17 protein-coding genes are annotated in these 16,276 nt (G+C 64.4%); 11 read left to right on the top strand and 6 right to left on the bottom strand.

Going from position 1 to position 16,276, the window contains the following annotated elements:
• The first annotated feature begins 5 nt into the window (after positions 1-5).
• Positions 6-662, top strand: a complete 657-nt coding sequence (locus K359_RS0140500; RefSeq protein ID WP_029084314.1) for an HAD-IA family hydrolase — start codon at positions 6-8, stop codon at positions 660-662.
• An 11-nt stretch (positions 663-673) separates the two neighbouring features.
• The gene (locus K359_RS0140495; protein WP_029084313.1) at positions 674-1,807 is read left to right on the top strand and encodes a threonine synthase; all 1,134 of its coding nucleotides are present in this window, start codon (positions 674-676) and stop codon (positions 1,805-1,807) included.
• Between the two features lie 32 nt (positions 1,808-1,839).
• Here K359_RS0140495 and K359_RS0140490 read toward each other — a convergent pair whose 3' ends face one another.
• Both K359_RS0140490 and K359_RS0140485 read right to left on the bottom strand, forming a co-directional pair.
• On the bottom strand, positions 1,840-3,033 hold the full coding sequence (locus K359_RS0140490; protein WP_029084312.1) for a serine hydrolase: 1,194 nt from the start codon (positions 3,031-3,033) through the stop codon (positions 1,840-1,842).
• 89 nt (positions 3,034-3,122) lie between these two features.
• The gene (locus K359_RS0140485; protein ID WP_029084311.1) at positions 3,123-4,763 is read right to left on the bottom strand and encodes an NAD(P)/FAD-dependent oxidoreductase; all 1,641 of its coding nucleotides are present in this window, start codon (positions 4,761-4,763) and stop codon (positions 3,123-3,125) included.
• A 311-nt stretch (positions 4,764-5,074) separates the two neighbouring features.
• On the opposite strand from K359_RS0140485, the gene K359_RS0140480 reads away from it, so the two are divergent.
• Positions 5,075-5,977 carry an AraC family transcriptional regulator gene (locus K359_RS0140480; protein ID WP_029084310.1) on the top strand — a complete coding sequence of 301 codons (903 nt, stop codon included), beginning with the start codon at positions 5,075-5,077 and terminating at the stop codon, positions 5,975-5,977.
• Between the two features lie 29 nt (positions 5,978-6,006).
• Here the strand turns inward: K359_RS0140480 and K359_RS66390 are convergent, their stop codons facing one another.
• Complete coding sequence (locus K359_RS66390) at positions 6,007-6,099, bottom strand: aldo/keto reductase (RefSeq protein ID WP_334262167.1); 93 nt, start codon at positions 6,097-6,099, stop codon at positions 6,007-6,009.
• The gene (locus tag K359_RS0140470; protein ID WP_029084309.1) at positions 6,096-7,277 is read right to left on the bottom strand and encodes an MFS transporter; all 1,182 of its coding nucleotides are present in this window, start codon (positions 7,275-7,277) and stop codon (positions 6,096-6,098) included. The genes K359_RS66390 and K359_RS0140470 overlap by 4 nt, the downstream gene beginning before the upstream one ends.
• Before the next feature lie 98 nt (positions 7,278-7,375).
• Here K359_RS0140470 and K359_RS0140465 point away from each other — a divergent pair, with 98 nt between their 5' ends.
• Entirely contained in the window at positions 7,376-8,332 is a 957-nt protein-coding gene (locus K359_RS0140465) for a LysR family transcriptional regulator (protein ID WP_029084308.1), read from the top strand.
• 33 nt (positions 8,333-8,365) lie between these two features.
• Here K359_RS0140465 and K359_RS0140460 read toward each other — a convergent pair whose 3' ends face one another.
• A complete protein-coding gene (locus K359_RS0140460) occupies positions 8,366-9,115 on the bottom strand; it encodes a class I SAM-dependent methyltransferase (RefSeq protein WP_029084307.1) in 750 nt (249 codons plus the stop codon).
• A gap of 225 nt (positions 9,116-9,340) precedes the next feature.
• On the opposite strand from K359_RS0140460, the gene K359_RS0140455 reads away from it, so the two are divergent.
• From K359_RS0140455 to K359_RS62150, 4 genes are all read left to right on the top strand, one after another.
• The gene (locus K359_RS0140455) at positions 9,341-10,660 is read left to right on the top strand and encodes an Hsp70 family protein (RefSeq protein ID WP_029084306.1); all 1,320 of its coding nucleotides are present in this window, start codon (positions 9,341-9,343) and stop codon (positions 10,658-10,660) included.
• A gap of 136 nt (positions 10,661-10,796) precedes the next feature.
• Positions 10,797-12,389 carry an ABC-F family ATP-binding cassette domain-containing protein gene (locus K359_RS0140450; protein WP_029084305.1) on the top strand — a complete coding sequence of 531 codons (1,593 nt, stop codon included), beginning with the start codon at positions 10,797-10,799 and terminating at the stop codon, positions 12,387-12,389.
• A gap of 1,145 nt (positions 12,390-13,534) precedes the next feature.
• On the top strand, positions 13,535-14,047 hold the full coding sequence (locus K359_RS54705; protein WP_084518685.1) for a lipocalin-like domain-containing protein: 513 nt from the start codon (positions 13,535-13,537) through the stop codon (positions 14,045-14,047).
• 247 nt (positions 14,048-14,294) lie between these two features.
• The gene (locus tag K359_RS62150) at positions 14,295-14,456 is read left to right on the top strand and encodes a hypothetical protein (protein ID WP_156928938.1); all 162 of its coding nucleotides are present in this window, start codon (positions 14,295-14,297) and stop codon (positions 14,454-14,456) included.
• Between the two features lie 19 nt (positions 14,457-14,475).
• On the opposite strand, the gene K359_RS64985 is transcribed toward K359_RS62150, so the two are convergent.
• Entirely contained in the window at positions 14,476-14,817 is a 342-nt protein-coding gene (locus tag K359_RS64985) for a hypothetical protein (protein ID WP_084518684.1), read from the bottom strand.
• Positions 14,818-15,038: 221 nt separating this feature from the next.
• Here K359_RS64985 and K359_RS62145 point away from each other — a divergent pair, with 221 nt between their 5' ends.
• The 3 genes from K359_RS62145 to K359_RS0140410 all read left to right on the top strand — a co-directional run bounded on the left by K359_RS62145 (position 15,039) and on the right by K359_RS0140410 (position 16,247).
• The gene (locus K359_RS62145) at positions 15,039-15,269 is read left to right on the top strand and encodes a hypothetical protein (RefSeq protein WP_156928937.1); all 231 of its coding nucleotides are present in this window, start codon (positions 15,039-15,041) and stop codon (positions 15,267-15,269) included.
• A 187-nt stretch (positions 15,270-15,456) separates the two neighbouring features.
• On the top strand, positions 15,457-15,723 hold the full coding sequence (locus tag K359_RS54700; RefSeq protein WP_035977969.1) for a hypothetical protein: 267 nt from the start codon (positions 15,457-15,459) through the stop codon (positions 15,721-15,723).
• Positions 15,720-16,247, top strand: coding sequence for a DUF1269 domain-containing protein (locus tag K359_RS0140410; RefSeq protein WP_029084302.1), 528 nt, complete (start codon positions 15,720-15,722; stop codon positions 16,245-16,247). The genes K359_RS54700 and K359_RS0140410 overlap by 4 nt, the downstream gene beginning before the upstream one ends.
• Positions 16,248-16,276: the final 29 nt, after the last annotated feature.

Here is a 16,276-nt window from a genome sequence, read left to right as displayed (position 1 = left end):
AGCCCATGATTCGAGCGTATGACGCCGTTCTGTTCGATCTCTTGACCGCGCTGCTCGACAGCTGGACGCTCTGGAACAAGGTTGCGGGCTCCGAGGAAGCCGGGCTGCGCTGGCGGGCGGAATACCTCAAGAACACCTATGCGACCGGACGCTATCGGCCCTATGAGGATCTGGTGGGCGAGGCCGCGCGCAATGTCGGGCTGCCCTTCGAACTTGCCGAAGAGCTTGGCGCGCGATACGCGGAGCTCGATCCTTGGCCCGAGGCTCGCGAGGTGCTGCAGACGCTGCACGAGGCCGGCGTCGCGCTCGGCGTCGTGACCAACTGCTCGGAGCGGCTTGGCCGCATCGCAGCGGGGCGCATCGGCGTTCCCCTCGCTGTCTTTGTGACGGCCGAGCGCGCCGACTATTACAAGCCGCAGCCACAACCCTACCAGCTCGCGCTCGACGAACTGCCGGTCCCATCAGATCGATGCCTGTTTGTCGCGGGATCGGCGTATGATCTGTTCGGCACGGCACGTGTGCACTTGCCGACCTGGTGGCATAATCGGGCCGGAATGAACCTGCCGGAAGGGGCGCCCGCCCCGATCGTGGTTCGTGACAAGCTTGCGACCCTGCCGGCTTTCGTGCTCGGTCGCGACGTGTCCGGCCAGCCCGCGACTTGAGGACTGAATTGATGCCGTCACCCAGCTACATCGACCCGCTCACCGGAAAACTCTATCCGCTGGATGTCCCGCGCTGGTGCTCCGACGAGGGCAAGCCGCTGCTGGTCACACCGCTACCGGGCATTTCCCGCGACGACATCGATCGCGGGACGCGGTCGCTGTGGCGCTATCGTGCGGCGCTGCCGGTCGAGATAGGGCAGCCGATCACGATGGGCGAAGGCTGCACGCCGGCGGTCGAGAAGCCGTGGGACGACCTGCGGCCGCACTTCAAGCTCGAATGGTTCAATCCGACCTCGAGCTTCAAGGATCGCGGCACCACGGTGATGCTCTCCTTGCTGCGCCAGCTCGGCGTCGATGCGGTGCTGGAGGACTCCTCCGGCAATGGCGGCGCCTCCGTTTCGGCCTATGGCGCGGCCGGCGGCATGCGGGTCCGGATTCTCGCACCGGCCACGACGTCGCCGATGAAGGTCGCGCAGATGCACGCCTTCGGCGCCGAGGTCCAGCTGGTCGAAGGGCCGCGCGAGGAATCCGAGGCGGAAGCGATCCGCCAGTCCAAGCAGATCTTCTACTCCAGCCACAACTGGCAGCCGTTCTTCCTGCAGGGCACCAAATCGCTGGCTTACGAGATCTGGGAAGATTTCGGCTTCACCGCGCCCGACAATATCATCATGCCGGTCGGCGCCGGCAGCAGCCTGCTCGGCTGCTATATCGGCTTCAAGGAGCTACTCGCGGCCGGGCAGATCGCGCGGCTGCCGCGCCTGTTCGCGGCGCAGCCGCTCAACTGCTCGCCGGTCGATGCCAGTTTTGCCGCCGGCCTCGACACGCCGGTCGATCGCGCGGTCCGCAAGACCATCGCCGAGGGCACCGCGATCAAGCATCCGCTGCGGCTGAAGCAGATGATCGCGGCACTGAGAGAGAGCGGCGGCGGCACCGTCGCGATCCCCGAAGACGGCATCGTCGCCGCGTTGAAGCGGCTCGCGCATACCGGCCTGTTCGTCGAACCGACCTCGGCCTCGGCCGCAGCCGCGCTCGACGTCCTGAAGCAACGCGGCGCGATCCGTCCGGCGGAGCGCACCGTCGTCATCATCAGCGGCACCGGCATCAAGGCGGCGTCGCTGATCACGGAGCTGCTCGCAAACGGCTGATACGTCCTCAACCGCGAGAGAGGCTGCGAGTCCTAACCCGCCTTGCGCATCTTCAGGGCTTCGTAGAACGCCGTCTCGAAGTTCATGTAGCCGATGAAGGATGCCGGATCGCCGAACGGCAGGATCTGGGTCGCCCAGAATCCGCCGAAGCCGTTCTGCCGGTCGATCCAGTAGAACAGGTTGGCGAGGCCGGCCCAGCCGAGCGCGCCGGCGGGGCGGCCGGTCGGGGCCTGCTCGTCATTGATCATGAAGCTCAGCGCCCAGGACTTCGACTGGCCGGGGAAGAACTCGGCATCGTTGGCGAGCGCAGTGATCACGCCGGTGATGGCGGTGACCTTGTTGTTGCCGAGATGGTTCTTTTCCGCCATTCGCACGGTCTCCGCCTTCAGGACGCGCCCATGTTCGCCGGCCCCGTCATTCAGCCACATCCGGATGAAGCGCATGTAGTCGCCGATGGTGCCGTAAAGCCCGTGGCCGCCCATGTGGATTTCGGGATTGGCCGGCAGCTCGAAATCCATCGGCGAGAGCGAGCCGTCGGCATTGCGGGCGTGAATGCCGGCGAGCCGGCGACGCATCGCGTCGGTGAGCTCGAATGTCGTATCCTTGATACCAAGCGGCTCGAAGATCCGCGTCTTGAAGACCTCGCCAAGCCGGCGGCCGGTGATCGCTTCGACGATCTGGCCGCACCAATCCATGTTGGTGCCGTATTCCCATCGCTCGCCCGGGTCGAACAGCAGCGGGGTCATCAGCGACGCCTTGGACGCGGTGATGACGCTGGGCTGCCCCTTCTCCTGCGCAAGCCGGTTATAGGTGTGGTTGATGAAGTCGTAGCTCAGGCCTGCGCTATGGACCATCAGCATGCGCGTGGTGATATCACGCTTCGGCGGTCGCAGCCGCGGTTCGCCCTTGTCGTCAAAACCTTCGATGACCTGGAGCTTGCCGATGTCGGGCGCATAGGTCCTGGCCGGCGCGTCGAGATCGAGCTTACCCTCCTCGACGAGTTGCAGCACGGCCGTCCCGGTGATCGCCTTGGTGGTCGAGAAGATCGCGAACACACTGTCGATCGTCATGTCCGCCGCCTGGTCGAGGCGGCGCTTGCCGGCGGCGCCCTCATAGATGTTGCGATGGCGGTCGGTCACCATGGCAACGACGCCGGGAACGCGCGGGCTGGATGTCACGACCCCGTCGAGAATTGCATCTGCTGCCGCACTGAAATTCGTGCTCATTGTCTTCCTCCCATATTTGCTTGATGTGGTCGATCAGGAGCGGCGCCGCCGGTCAGCAACGACCGCGGCGCCGGATCGCGATCGCGGCTCTACTGCATGACAAATCCGGTATAGCCACTCGCGGCAACCTCGTCGCATTTCTGGCGATAGGTGCCGACGCCGCCGCAATAGGACAGCACCCGGCGCGGCTTGCCCTCGACATTCGAGCCGAGGTACCAGGAGTTGGTCTTCGCGATTAGCGTTGCGTTGGCGGTCTCGTCGTGATGCGCCACCCACAGATCCTCGGTGTCCCTGGTCGGCTCGATGACGTTGAGGCTCTTGCCGCGCAAATACTTGATGCAATCGGCGATCCACTCGACCTGCTGCTGCAGGCACGTGGTCATGTTGCAGAGCGCGGCCGAGGGCGCGAGCGGCACCGCGGTCGTGAACAGGTTCGGATAGCCGTAGACCTGCAGCCCCATCGTGGTGCGGATATCGCGGCCCCAATCCTCCTTCAACGACCGGCCGTCGCGACCGCGGATGTCGATGCGCGTCAGTGCGCCCGTGCCGGCGTCAAACCCTGTCGCCAGGATGATGACGTCGAGCTCGTGAACAGTGCCGTCGGCGGTCTGGATGCCCTCGGGCGCGATGCGCGCGATCGGATTGTCCTTGACGCTGACGATCTCGACATTGGGCCGGAGGAAGGCTTCGAGGAAATTGCTCTCCAGCGGCACCCGGTGCGTGCCAAAGCCGTAATCCGACGGAATCAGCAACTCGCACAGATTGGGATCCTTGATCCGCTCGCGCATCTTCTCGCGGACGAATTCGGTGATTTCGGCGTTGATGGATTCGTCGAAGAACAGTTCGGCGAAGGATGCAACCCACAATTTGAGGGATCCGTCGTTCCAGCAATCCTCGATCACCTGGCGACGCTGCGGCGGCGTCAGGTCGGCCCAGGCGTGCTCGAAGTCGAATTCGAACCCCGTAAACGTCTTCGGCAGCCGTTCAGTAAGGAACTTGAATTTCGACTTGTATGCTTCGGCGTCCGATGCATCCCATTTCGGGTTCTTCATCGGGATGCTGTATTGCGGCGTGCGGATGAACACCTTGAGATGACCGGCCTCTGCCGCGATCGTCTGGATCACCTGGATTCCGGTCGCGCCATTGCCGACCACGCCGACGCGTTTACCGGCGAGCTCGATCGGCCCCTTGGGCCAGCGCGCGGTGTGGAACAGCTTGCCCTTGAATGTCTCCTGTCCCGGAAACGACACGTGCGGGGCCGAGAGCATGCCGCAGCAGGTGACCATGAACTGGGTATCGATCACGTCGCCCTGGTCGGTCGTCACCAGCCAGCGTTGCGTCCCTTCATTGAAGTGCGCGCTCTTGACCGTGGTGCCGAACTGGATGTCCTTCTTGAGGTCGAGGCGGTCGGCGACATAGTTCAGCCAGCGCTCGATTTCCGGCTGGCCCGGGAACCGCTCGCTCCAGCTCCAGCCTTTGTAGAGATCCTCGGAGAACAGGTACTGATAGGTGTGGCCTTCGGAATCGAAGCGCGCGCCGGGATAGCGGTTCCAGTACCAGGTGCCGCCGACGCCTGACCCGGCATCGATCGCCCTGACGTTCAGTCCCTGCTCGCGCAGGCGGAACAGCTGATAGAGACCGGCGACGCCGGCGCCGACGACCACGGCGTCGAGCTTGGTCGTGGCACGCGCACCATTGCTTCCATTAGACCTTGTGACGGTCTCGGTCATCGTTTCCTCCTGTGTTTTGCTTCACGCACGCTCCCACCCCGCCGTGTCGCCGGATGATGGTGCGTTGCGTCAATTGGGTCTCGGCCGCACACACTGTGCCGAAACGCAGAGCAGGCTACGGGCCGTTCGACCTGACGGCTTGGATGAAACCGACAATCTCTTGAACGCCGCCGTTCAATCGAACCACCGGCCATTGGTCGGCTTGGCAACCGGCGAAAGTGGCCTATTCTGCGCCCAGCCATCCGGCCAAGAAGCAGCGGTCAACTGCGCCAGGGATTCCAGGGACAGACTCCAAGGAGGAGGCTCGCGCGATGGGCCAGTTGATCACGGTCGAGGAGCTGCCGCGCTACGCTCCCGGTGAGCTGAAGCTGGATAGTGCGGCGGTCGGGCGGAACGATTTCCGGCTGCGGATTTTCCGTTATGCTCCGTCGGACATCTGGGTTCCGCCGTCGGCCAACTTCCTCCTCGTGCTCTATCGCGACGGCGTGACGTCGATGAACCGCCGCGTCACCGGCGCGTGGAAGCAGGACCACGTCGGCCGCGGCGTCACGTCATTGCTGACCCGCGCGGAGCCATCGAGCTGGCACTGGAAGAATGACATCGAGGTCACCCATTTCTATATCGCTCCCGCCCTCATGTTGAAGACCGCGAGCGATGCCTTCGACCGCGACGCCGAGACGATCGAACTGCACGATTTGCTCAAGGCCGAAGATCCGATGCTGACCTGGATCAACGACCAGATGGTTCAGGAGGTTGCCGCAGGAGGTCCGGGCGGGCGGCTCTGCTATGACGCGCTGGCATTGCAGGCGAGCGTCCACATCCTGCGGAAATATGCGGCGATCGAATTCAAGATGCCGTGCGCGCAGGGACGTTTCAGGCCGGCGCATGCAAGGCTCATCGAGGACTATATCGAGCAGAACATCTTCCGGAACATCACGCTGGAGGAGCTGGCGAACATCTGCAATTGCACGCCGATCCAGTTCGCCCGCAAGTTCCGGGTGCATTACGGCATGCGGCCGCATGCCTATGTCCTGCGGCGCAAGGTGGAGCACGCGTGCCGGCATCTGCGCAAGGACCGCGTCGCGCTGAAGGAGATTGCGCTGCTTGCCGGCTTCGCCGACCAGAGCCACCTCAATCGCGTTTTCCGGCAGCACATGAACGTGACGCCGGCGGAATACCGCAGGCAAGTCTGCGAGCACACCGCGCAGGCGTGAAAGCGCTACGCCGGGAACCTGCGACGGACTCACACCTTGACGCGGCGGCCCTTGATCGCGGCGCCGAGAATCTCCTCCGACGCGCCGTTGCAATAGACGTCGGCGGTGTCGATGCGATTCACTCGGCCGGGCACTGCGTGGCGAGGGCGACCGGTCGATCGAGACGCAGGCTCCAGAGCGCGAGCAACAGCCCGATCGCGGTGATCAGCGCCGCCACCAGCGGCAGCGCGCCGAGGCCGAGGCCGCGATCGATGGTCACGCCGCCGGCCCAGGCGCCGAGCGCATTGCCGAGATTGAAGGCCGCGATGTTCAGGCTCGAGGCCAGCGTCCGCCCTTCGACACCGGCGGCTTCGAGCACGCGAAGCTGCAGCGGCGCGACGGTGGCAAACGCCGCGATGCCGAGAATGAACAGCAGCGCCACCGCCAGCGCCTTGATCGAGATCACGGCAGCAAGCGCCACGAGGACGGCAGCAAGGCCGCCGAGCGACACCAGCAGCGCACGCGCGAGCCCCTTGTCGGCGAGCCGTCCACCCGCGACATTGCCGATCGCTAGTCCAGCGCCGAACACCAACAGGATCGGCGACACCGCGGCGTCGGAGAATCCCGTGAGCCGGGTCAGGATCGGCTGCACATAGGTGAAGACCGCGAACAGGCCACCGAAGCCGAACACCGTCATCGCAAGCCCGAGCAGCACCTGCGGGCGGCCGAGCACGGCGAGCTCATCGCGCAGCAGCGCCGGCTTGTCCTTGGCGCCGACATGGCCGGGCACCAGCACCGCCAGCACGATGAAGGCGACCACGCCGATCACAGCCACCGCCCAGAACGCCGCGCGCCAGCCGAGCATCAGGCCGAACCAGGCGCCGAAGGGCACGCCGAGCAGGGTCGCGACCGTGAGACCGATGAACATCGTGGCGATCGCCGAGGCGCGCTTGTCTTCCGGAACGAGACTTGTCGCCACCACCGAGCCGACGCCGAAGAAGGTGCCGTGCGCCAGCGAGGTCAGAATGCGCGCGGCCATCAGCAGTTCGTAGTTCGGCGCCAGCGCGCAGGCGGCATTGCCGAGCGTGAAGATCGCCATCAGTGCCAGCAGCACCGCCTTGCGCGGCATCCGTCGCGTTGCCAGCGTCAGGATCGGAGCGCCGACGAATACGCCGAGTGCGTAGCCGGAGATCAACAGCCCCGCTGCGGACACGGATACCTGCATGTCGGCGGCGACCTGCAGCAGCAGTCCCATGATGAGGAATTCGGTGGTGCCGATGCCAAAGGCACCGGCGGTCAAGGCAAGGACTGCAGCAGGCATGTGTCGCTCCGGATGAGGATTCCGCAATGCGACATAGCCGTCCGGACCGATAAGGATTAGAATGGCGTCAATCCAATCATTTGTGACGTGAATTCAAGATGGCCCGATCAGACACCAATCGCTCCGGCGAGATGGACGTGTTCGTCCGCGTCGTCGATCTCGGCGGCTTCACGGCCGCCGCAAACAGCCTGCGCCAGACGCCGTCGGGCGTCAGCAAGCTGGTCTCCCGGCTCGAGACGCGACTCGGCACGCGGCTGGTCAACCGCACCACGCGCAAGCTGCAGCTCACCGAGGAAGGGCAGGCGTTCTATCAGCGCGCCCAGCGCATCCTTGCCGACATCGATGAGGCCGAACGCGAGGCCGCCTCATGCGTGCCGCGCGGCCATCTTACAGTGAACAGCAATATCCCGTTCGGCATGCTGCATGTGATGCCGCTGCTGCCGCGCTTCATGCGCGAGCATCCGGACATCACGCTCGACATCGTGCTGACCGACACGCTGGTCGATCTGATGCAGGAGCGCGCCGACGTCGCGATCCGGGTCGGCCCACTCGGCGCCTCGCGGCTGATCGCGCGCAAGCTCGGCACCAGCCGCATGGTGGTGGTCGCCGCGCCCTCCTATCTCGCCCGCTTCGGCACGCCGAAGACACCGGCCGACCTCACCGCGCACCGTGGCATCGGCTGGACCTTTCCACGCAGCATCCGCGGCTGGCCGTTCCGCCGCGCTGAGCGGATCGAGGAAGCTCTGCCGCCGCCGGTCGCCCGCGTCAGCGACGGCGAAGCGGCGCGCCAACTCACGCTCGGCGGCATCGGGCTGGGACGGCTGGCGCTGTTCCACATCGGCTCCGATATCGAGGCCGGCCGTCTGGTGCCGGTGCTGCAAAACCTCAATCCCGGCGACCGCGAGGACATTCACGCCGTCTATGTCGGCCATGCCGGCCCGCTGCCGGCGCGGGTGCGTGCCTTCATCGATTTCCTCGCACAACACATCCGCATCGGCGACCCGGCGCTGCGCCGTGGCGCCGATGGAAAATGGAAAGTCGTGACCGGCAAGTGAGGCATCGCGCGACGACAACGGTCGCGGACGGACCTAGGTGCGCTTCAACAAATAGAGATGCGTGACGTACGGAAACACCACCTCGTCGGCGTCACCGAGACCGTCCTCACGCAGGATGCCGTCCGTCTTCTCGCGAAGGACTGCCTTCTCTGCATCAGGAAGATTGGCGACATAGCTCGTCGACACCACGCGCTCATAGACGCCCTGTCGCGGCATCCGGTGCGGATGGTCCTGCACGATTTCCTTCTCGAGCACGAAGCGTGGATCGTTCAGGATCCAGCGCCAGCGTCCCGAACGCTGCCGGGGCGTATCTCCCGCGTAGCCTTCAATCATGACGGACAACGCATCGACCCACGGCGCGCGGTCATCCCTGTTGTTCCAGACCAGCGCCAGCGTCCCGCCAGGACGCAACAGTCGCGCGATCTCGGCGACGGATGGCTCGTTGTCGAACCAGTGGAACGCCTGGGCGCAGGTGACGAGATCGACGCTGCCGGTTGCAAGATCGATCGCATCGGCGCGCGTGTTGATCACCTCGATCCCGGCTTCGTTCGCCAGCCGGGCCGACATCTCCGCAACGGGCTCGACCGCGACGAGACGGGCGGTCGGGGACAAATGCGGAAGCAGCAAGCGGGTGAACTTGCCGGTTCCCGCGCCGAGATCGACGACGCAATGCGCGGTTTGAAGTGGCAGCGCGGCGACAATATCGGCGGGATAGCTGGGACGGCCGGCCTCGTAAGCAGCGACCGCGACACGATAATTCTTGGCCGTGGGGTTGAGTGTCATCCGCTTCTCCTGCGCGCCATGCCGTGTGCCGTGAAGCCCTGTCCGGCGTATAGAGCAGCGGGCGCGCAGGACGGGAAGAGCAGGTCGATTCACGTTTCGCTGAACATCGTCATCCTGGCGTCACAGCCTGTTCCCGGAGTGCGCGCAGCGCGCCAGAAAGGGTTGGCAAGTCCGGCCAAAGCCGCTAAAGGTCCGCCCCCTTCACATCACAAATCCGAGCATGACATGTCGAGCGCCCCGCCCGCCGTCTCGATTGGCGTCGATTTTGGCACCAGCAACACCGTGGTCGCGCTGTCGGATGCCGACGGCCGCGTCGAGGCGATCAGATTCGACCATGGTGGCCGCACGCATAGCGTCTATGTCTCCGCGCTGTGCTTCTGGGAGGATCGGCCCGGCGCCGGGCTGCATCCTCGCGCCGAGGGCGGCCCGTGGGCGATCGAGCAGTTCCTCGAGGGCCGCACGATCCACCGCTTCATCCAGTCGTTCAAATCGTTTGCGGCGAGCTCGGCCTTCAACACCACCCAGATCTTCCGGCAGCGCTACAAGTTCGAGGATCTGCTTGCGGCGTTCCTGCGCACGCTGACGCGGCATGCCGGCGAGGGCTTCGACCTCGGCGCGCCGACCATCATGGTAGGCCGCCCGGTGCGCTTTGCCGGCGGCAATCCCAATGACGAGCTCGCGATGCAGCGCTACCGCGCCGCGTTCGAGCGGCTCGGCGCCGGACACGCGCGCTATGTCTACGAGCCGGTGGGCGCCGCGTTCTCCTTTGCGCGCAGCCTCGACCACGATGCCACCGTGCTGGTCGCCGATTTCGGCGGCGGCACCAGCGACTTCTCGGTGATGCGATTCTCGCGCAAGGGCGGCGCGCTGCGCGCCGAGCCGCTGGGACACGCCGGCATCGGCATTGCCGGCGACACCTTCGACTACCGCATCGTCGACCACATCGTCTCGCCGCGGCTCGGCAAGGGCACCAACTACCGCTCGTTCGACAAGGTGCTGCCGATCCCCAACCATTATTATTCGAGCCTCGCCCGCTGGCATCAGCTCGCGATGATGAGGGGCAATGGCGATTTGCGCGAATTGCAGCAGCTCGCGCGCACCGCGCTCGATCCGGCGCCGCTGCACGATTTCATCACCATCGTCGACCACGATCTCGGCTTTGCGCTGTACCGCGCCGTATCCGACACCAAGGTCGCGCTGTCGAGCCGCGACCGCGTCGAGTTCCGCTTTGCCCGCGAAGGCATCGATATCGGCGCGATCGTGACACGCGACGATTTCGAATCCTGGATCGCCGACGACATCGAACGTCTCGGCGCAACCGTCGACGAGGCGCTGGCCAAGTCAGGCATCACCGCGCGCGACGTAGAAAAAGTGTTCCTGACCGGCGGCACCTCGTTCGTGCCGGCGGTGCAGCGCTTGTTCGCCGAGCGTTTTGGCGAAGCGCGGCTGACCTCGGCGGACCAATTCGAATCGATCGCCTATGGCCTCGCCTTGATCGGCAACACGCCCGATCCCGACCGCTGGACCTTCGCCGCGGCGGCGTGACTACGCGCGTCGCCTTGATCCCGGCCCAATACCCGACTACATCATTGCAATCATCACTCCGAGAGGATGCCGACAGCCATGGATTTCACCCTGACCGCAACGCCCATCAGCCTTGCCCACGGGGATTTCCATCACCATGCCTGCATCGATCACGCTCTCGAATCTGACCCTGTCCGCGCCTGACGGCCGGGTTCTCCTCTCCAATATCGATCTCAGTTTCGGACCCGAACGCACCGGCCTAGTCGGCGGGAACGGCGTCGGCAAGACGACGCTGCTCGACCTGATCGCGGGCCGGCGCACGCCGCAATCCGGCACGGTCTCGGTTCAGGGACGCGTCGCCATGCTGCATCAGACGGTTCAGCTGACACCGGACCAATGCGTCATCGATCTGTTCGGTGCGCGCCACACACTGGCCGCCCTGCGCCGCGCCGAACAGGGCCATGCGAGCGCCGACGAGGTTGCGGATATCGACTGGACGCTCGACACGCGCATCGCGTCCGCACTCGAGCGCGTCGGACTGGACGATGTGCTCGACGCGCCGCTGGCGATGCTGTCCGGCGGGCAGGCCACCAGGGCGCGCCTCGCCGCGCTGACTTTTGCAGAGCCCGACTTTCTGCTGCTCGATGAGCCCACCAACAATCTCGACCGCGAGGGGCGCAAGGCGGTGATCGACCTGCTTGCCGGCTGGCGCCATGGCGCCATCATCGTCAGCCACGACCGCGAGCTCTTGGAGACCATGGATGCGATCGTCGAACTGACCTCGCTGGAGGCCAGGCGCTACGGCGGCAATTGGGGCCAGTATCGCGCACGCAAGGCCGTCGAGCTTTCGGCCGCAAGACACGATCTGGCCGATGCCGAGAAGCGCGTCGCCGAGATCGACCGCAAGGCGAGGGAAACGTCCGAGCGCAAGGCCCGCAAGGACGGCGCCGGCGCGAAGCAGCGCGCCAAGGGCGACATGCCGCGCATCGCCGCTGGACTGCGCAAGGATCGCGCCGAAGATAGCGGCGGCGAGAACGCTCGCCTCGCCGAACGGCGGCGGACGCAAGCGCTCGAACTTGCCACCGCGGCACGGCAGCGCATCGAGGTGTTGCAACCGTTCTCGGTGCAACTGCCATCGACACATCTGCCGGCGAGCAGGATGGTGCTGCGGATCGAGGCCGCCGATGTCGGCTACGCATCGGGAGCGCCGATCCTGCGCGATCTCACCGTCTCCATCTCGGGGCCGGAACGCGTCGCGATCACGGGCCCCAACGGCGCCGGCAAGACGACATTGCTCAAGCTCGTCAGCGGCGAGCTGTCGCCGTCGCGCGGCACTGTCGAGGTGCTGACCCGCTTTGCAATGTTCGATCAGGCAGTCGGCCTGCTCGACGCCTCGGCCTCCATCCTCGATAATTTCCGGCGCATCAATCCGAATGCCGGCGAGAACGCCTGTCGGGCGGCATTGGCGCGATTCATGTTCCGCGCCGATACCGCGCTGCAGGCCGTCTCGGGCCTCAGCGGCGGCCAGTTGCTTCGCGCCGGCCTCGCCTGCGTCCTGGGCGGCGTCACGCCGCCGCCGCTCCTGATCCTCGACGAGCCGACCAACCATCTCGACATCTCTTCCATGGAAGCGGTCGAGGCCGGACTGCGCGCCTATGACGGCGCGCTGCTGGTCGTGAGCCACGACGAGGCCTTCCTCGAGGCGATCGCGATCGGGCGCAGGTTGGACCTCGCTGCGTATACCCGCTAGCGATAGACGGGATTGTCCGGGTCCTCCCTCGGCACGGATCTGATTGCAGCCTGGTGGCCACGGCTCCCACCAAAATATCGAAAACAACCCCATGCAAAGTAGCCAGCGGCAATTGCTTTCACGCAATCAATAATTCGAACGATGCGGCTGATCAGAGAGTGAACAGCCGAGCACGCGTCGCCTTGGGGTAGGTGGAAGGCGCGGTGCTCGGCTGTCAGGCCGCGCGGCGGTGCGGCCATCCCGCCAGCCTCGCTCATCCCCATGAACGAGGCCGTCGGAGCTCAATCTCGCCTGTTGCTAGATTCGCGCCCTCGAATGGAGCGCGTTTCTCCAAAGGGCAAATGCGATGAAGGTGGCCAGCAACAAAGAAACGGCACCGACCGCGATCAAGAAATGCGCGAAGGCCATCTTGGAAAATCCCGATTGATAAGCGTTACGTGATGCGGCGCGAGATGCACCGCAGCCTGGCAATCAAATGCACTTCAGGAATTGATTTGCCCTGCCGGCCGCCGCCGGACAGCCCGAAAGGTGGCTGGCACTGCGCTCTGCCCACCCTTCGATTTCAGAGAGGTTGTCGAGCCACTCGGCTCTTCGCTGCCTCTCATCGCGCGGTTCGTCACACCGCTCAACTGTCACCAGCATAATCGATAAAACTTTATCGACAATCGAAAGGAAAAATTAAGGTTACCGGGGCGCGGCGCTCCTTTCGAAGTCGGCATACGCGCGCCGGCAATGACGCGAGCTTTTATCCGATCGAGGCTGCGCAACTGCCGCCGCGTCTGGGCTGTGCGCGTCCGGTGGCCGGCGACAACGGTCGCGCGAGTCGCGCGCCCAAATCCGTCTGTGTCATGTTGAGGAGCCGGTGAGTCCGCGCAAAGCTTCGGGAGACAGCCTTGGCCCTGATCCGGCAGGGTGGCCTGCTACCCAAAGCGCGGCAGAGCGAAGGATGGCGGAGAGGGAGTCCGCCGCCCCTTCCGCGAAACCCGTGAGCTTTAACGCTCTCATTCGGCGTTCAGCTATCTGGCGAGTGCAAGCATGCTTTCGCCTGACCCCACCGGGGAGGAGAGACAATTTCGATTTGGGACCCACTATTTTCGCTCACCAGCCTTTGTAGTACCGTGGTTGGGCCAACTTTAGGGGGTCTCATGAACAGGCGTTGCATATTTGGCCTTTGTGCAATCGCGTTGGTCACAATCCCTGCTTTCCCAAGCAACAGCAAGGCGCAAGGAAAGTCGCTCAAGGATCAACTCGTCGGCACGTGGATTTACGTGTCCAGCACAGGTAAGCGGGAGGATGGCAGCGCCGTGCCGCGGCCAAGCGCCCAAGGCGCGGTGACCTACACGGCCGACGGCCGCTTCCACTTCATCACGGTGCGCACCGACGTACCGAAGTATGCGTCGGGCGACCCAGCACGACCGTCCCCCGAGGAAGCCATGGCCGTTGCGTCGGGCGTGGTTGCCTACACCGGAACCTACACGCTGGACGAAAGCACGAAGACGGCTCACCTCAACATCGAGACGAGTTCGGTTCCGAATTTCGTCGGAGCGCCCAATCAGCGCCGGATCGTCACGTCGATTACCGACGAGGAATTGAAGCTCACGAACCCGCGCACACCCGCAGGTGTGACGCTGGAGTTGGTGTTCAAGCGGGCGAAGTGACCAGGTCGCCATGCCATCATCTGCGTCGAGACGATGACGCGATGACGTTCGCTATCGGTAGCCTGTCCGACGCTGGCGCTCCCTTTTCAATATCAGCGGTTGCGACGGCTCGCGATGGTGGCGCGGTACGAGCGCTGGCTGCCGCTTGCTGACGCTGGCGTGCCGTCCGTGCTGCTCTCCTGATTTCAGGAGAGCGCGGTGCTGACGCTGCCGCCGTCGTGCGAGCCCCCATCCTTGGCGGACTTGAATGACCGAATTGTTCAGCTGCTGGAGCGGGACATACGGCATACTCTGTGCGGAGGAAACAACGCACAGCGCGAGCGCAAACACGGTGGGTCTGACCATTTGCATCGTCTATGTCACGGAAAGCTCTGCCGATGACTTCACCATCGGCTTCGAGCATCTATAGGCCAGCGGCGTCGCGCCGCTCAGTAGTTCGGGCAAACCCAGTTGCCGTAGGCGTCGTAGCCACAGCCGCTGCGGTAGTAGGCCCCTGTCGCAGCTGCGCCGACTGCAGCCGCGCCCACTGCCGCTGCACCGACACCGTAGCCGCGATAGCCGTAGCGCCCGCCGCGCACAGCGACGGCGCCACCCCGATATCCACGAGCAGCGACAGCGCCGCCCCGTGGTCCTCGAACCGCGACAGCGCCGCCGCCGTGGTAGCCTCCAGCACGCATACCGCCGCCACGTCGGGCGAACGCGTCGTCGGGAGTGAAAGTGACCAGCAGCATGGCTGCGGCTGCCGAAGCGATGAGAACTCGACGGAACATTGGCGCACTCCTTCTTCGAGAGGAAAGCCGCGGACACCCGCACATAGCGAACCGCGGGTTGTCCGAAGCGTCGCGCGCGGGAGCTTCGCGCTTTTGATCTAGATCAAACCTCCAATTCATCGACGTGCTCCATCACTGTTGCAGTGACAGTTGTAAACACGGGTTACCCGCTTGAAGGGCTGTCAGCTGGTAGGCACCCTATCAAGTTAAGGATGTCGCTGATGAAAGCGCAGGAACCACGGCCTGACATTTCCACGGCTTTGACGGTGACACAGTTTTGCCAAATGTTCGACATCGAGCCAGAGCTGTATGCCGCGCTAAAGCGAACCGGCCAAGGTCCACGCGAGGTCCGCACCGGACACTGCATCGTGATCCCGTCGGAATATGCCGCGCAGTGGCTCGTCAAGGCCGAGCCGCTGCGGGTGTTCGCGCAGCGCTATCTCTGCGGATGATCAACATTGCGCGTTTGGTCGAGCGCCTGCCTGCGCCTTGGCTTTTTCAATTCATCCTTGCGGGTGTTGATGTCGAGCGGTCGATGAGCAGGATTGACCGGCCCGGCGCCTCCGTTGTGTCCGCCACGCTATCCACCGCAATCCGTAGCGGCTTGCCTGTCTCGCGTGGCCCAGCGATCCTCTCGCCATGGGCACCAAGTCACGCGCGGCGATTTACGACGGATCGGTCCGGGCGGCGGCAGAGCGGGCACGCAAGGAAGCCGACCGGCTCGCCTGCGAGGCGTGGGACAAGCGCGTGCTCGGATTTCAGGCTTCGGCGCAAGGCCTGCCGGGAGACCAAGGTCGGGACCGTCACGCAGGCGCTCTAGGCAAAGATGAAAAACTGGACAGTGATCGGCATCAAGAACGACTGGAAGAAGATTTTCTCGTTCGAGTAGAGGAGCAGAACAGATGAGTGACCTTGTCGTAATTGCATTTCCAACCGAGGCGAAGGCGGAGGAAGTTCGTCAAAAATTGCTGGCCATGCAGAAGGAGTATTTGATCGAACTCGGCGATGCCGTGATCGCGGTGAAAGACAGCAAAGGAAACATTAAACTAAATCAACTGATCAATACCACGGCTGCTGGTGCGGCTACTGGCGCCTTTTGGGGCACGCTGATTGGCCTGATCTTTTTGATGCCGCTTGCTGGTGCTGCCCTTGGCGCCGCGTCCGGCACGCTCAGCGGATATTTAACGGATGTCGGCATCAACGACAAATGGATGAAAGAGACTGCTGCCGCCGTTCAACCCGGAACCGCAGCGCTCTTCGTACTGGTGCGCAAAGTCACGGCGGACAAGGTTCTTGAGAGGCTCAAAGGCGAAGGTGGCACGGTGCTAAAGACTTCTCTCGACCACACTAAGGAAGCCGCCTTGCAAGCGGCTCTGGCGGAGGTCAAAGCGGCGGTACCGGCTGCGCCTCCTGATTTGCCGGGCGTTTGAAACGATTGCGACGCCTCCCGACGACCGCT

Source organism: Bradyrhizobium sp. th-b2, assembly GCF_000426785.1.
GTDB classification, from domain to species: domain Bacteria; phylum Pseudomonadota; class Alphaproteobacteria; order Rhizobiales; family Xanthobacteraceae; genus Bradyrhizobium; species Bradyrhizobium septentrionale.
This window is presented reverse-complemented; position numbering and strand designations above follow the sequence as displayed.

What these genes read in the sequence shown, in the direction of transcription:
- K359_RS0140500 (WP_029084314.1), top strand. Translation starts at nt 6, where the DNA reads ATGATTCGAGCGTATGACGCCGTTCTGTTCGATCTCTTGACCGCGCTG.
- K359_RS0140495 (WP_029084313.1), top strand. Translation starts at nt 674, where the DNA reads ATGCCGTCACCCAGCTACATCGACCCGCTCACCGGAAAACTCTATCCG.
- K359_RS0140490 (WP_029084312.1), bottom strand. Translation starts at nt 3,033, where the DNA reads ATGAGCACGAATTTCAGTGCGGCAGCAGATGCAATTCTCGACGGGGTC.
- K359_RS0140485 (WP_029084311.1), bottom strand. Translation starts at nt 4,763, where the DNA reads ATGACCGAGACCGTCACAAGGTCTAATGGAAGCAATGGTGCGCGTGCC.
- K359_RS0140480 (WP_029084310.1), top strand. Translation starts at nt 5,075, where the DNA reads ATGGGCCAGTTGATCACGGTCGAGGAGCTGCCGCGCTACGCTCCCGGT.
- K359_RS0140470 (WP_029084309.1), bottom strand. Translation starts at nt 7,277, where the DNA reads ATGCCTGCTGCAGTCCTTGCCTTGACCGCCGGTGCCTTTGGCATCGGC.
- K359_RS0140465 (WP_029084308.1), top strand. Translation starts at nt 7,376, where the DNA reads ATGGCCCGATCAGACACCAATCGCTCCGGCGAGATGGACGTGTTCGTC.
- K359_RS0140460 (WP_029084307.1), bottom strand. Translation starts at nt 9,115, where the DNA reads ATGACACTCAACCCCACGGCCAAGAATTATCGTGTCGCGGTCGCTGCT.
- K359_RS0140455 (WP_029084306.1), top strand. Translation starts at nt 9,341, where the DNA reads ATGTCGAGCGCCCCGCCCGCCGTCTCGATTGGCGTCGATTTTGGCACC.
- K359_RS0140450 (WP_029084305.1), top strand. Translation starts at nt 10,797, where the DNA reads ATGCCTGCATCGATCACGCTCTCGAATCTGACCCTGTCCGCGCCTGAC.
- K359_RS54705 (WP_084518685.1), top strand. Translation starts at nt 13,535, where the DNA reads ATGAACAGGCGTTGCATATTTGGCCTTTGTGCAATCGCGTTGGTCACA.
- K359_RS62150 (WP_156928938.1), top strand. Translation starts at nt 14,295, where the DNA reads ATGACCGAATTGTTCAGCTGCTGGAGCGGGACATACGGCATACTCTGT.
- K359_RS64985 (WP_084518684.1), bottom strand. Translation starts at nt 14,817, where the DNA reads ATGTTCCGTCGAGTTCTCATCGCTTCGGCAGCCGCAGCCATGCTGCTG.
- K359_RS62145 (WP_156928937.1), top strand. Translation starts at nt 15,039, where the DNA reads ATGAAAGCGCAGGAACCACGGCCTGACATTTCCACGGCTTTGACGGTG.
- K359_RS54700 (WP_035977969.1), top strand. Translation starts at nt 15,457, where the DNA reads ATGGGCACCAAGTCACGCGCGGCGATTTACGACGGATCGGTCCGGGCG.
- K359_RS0140410 (WP_029084302.1), top strand. Translation starts at nt 15,720, where the DNA reads ATGAGTGACCTTGTCGTAATTGCATTTCCAACCGAGGCGAAGGCGGAG.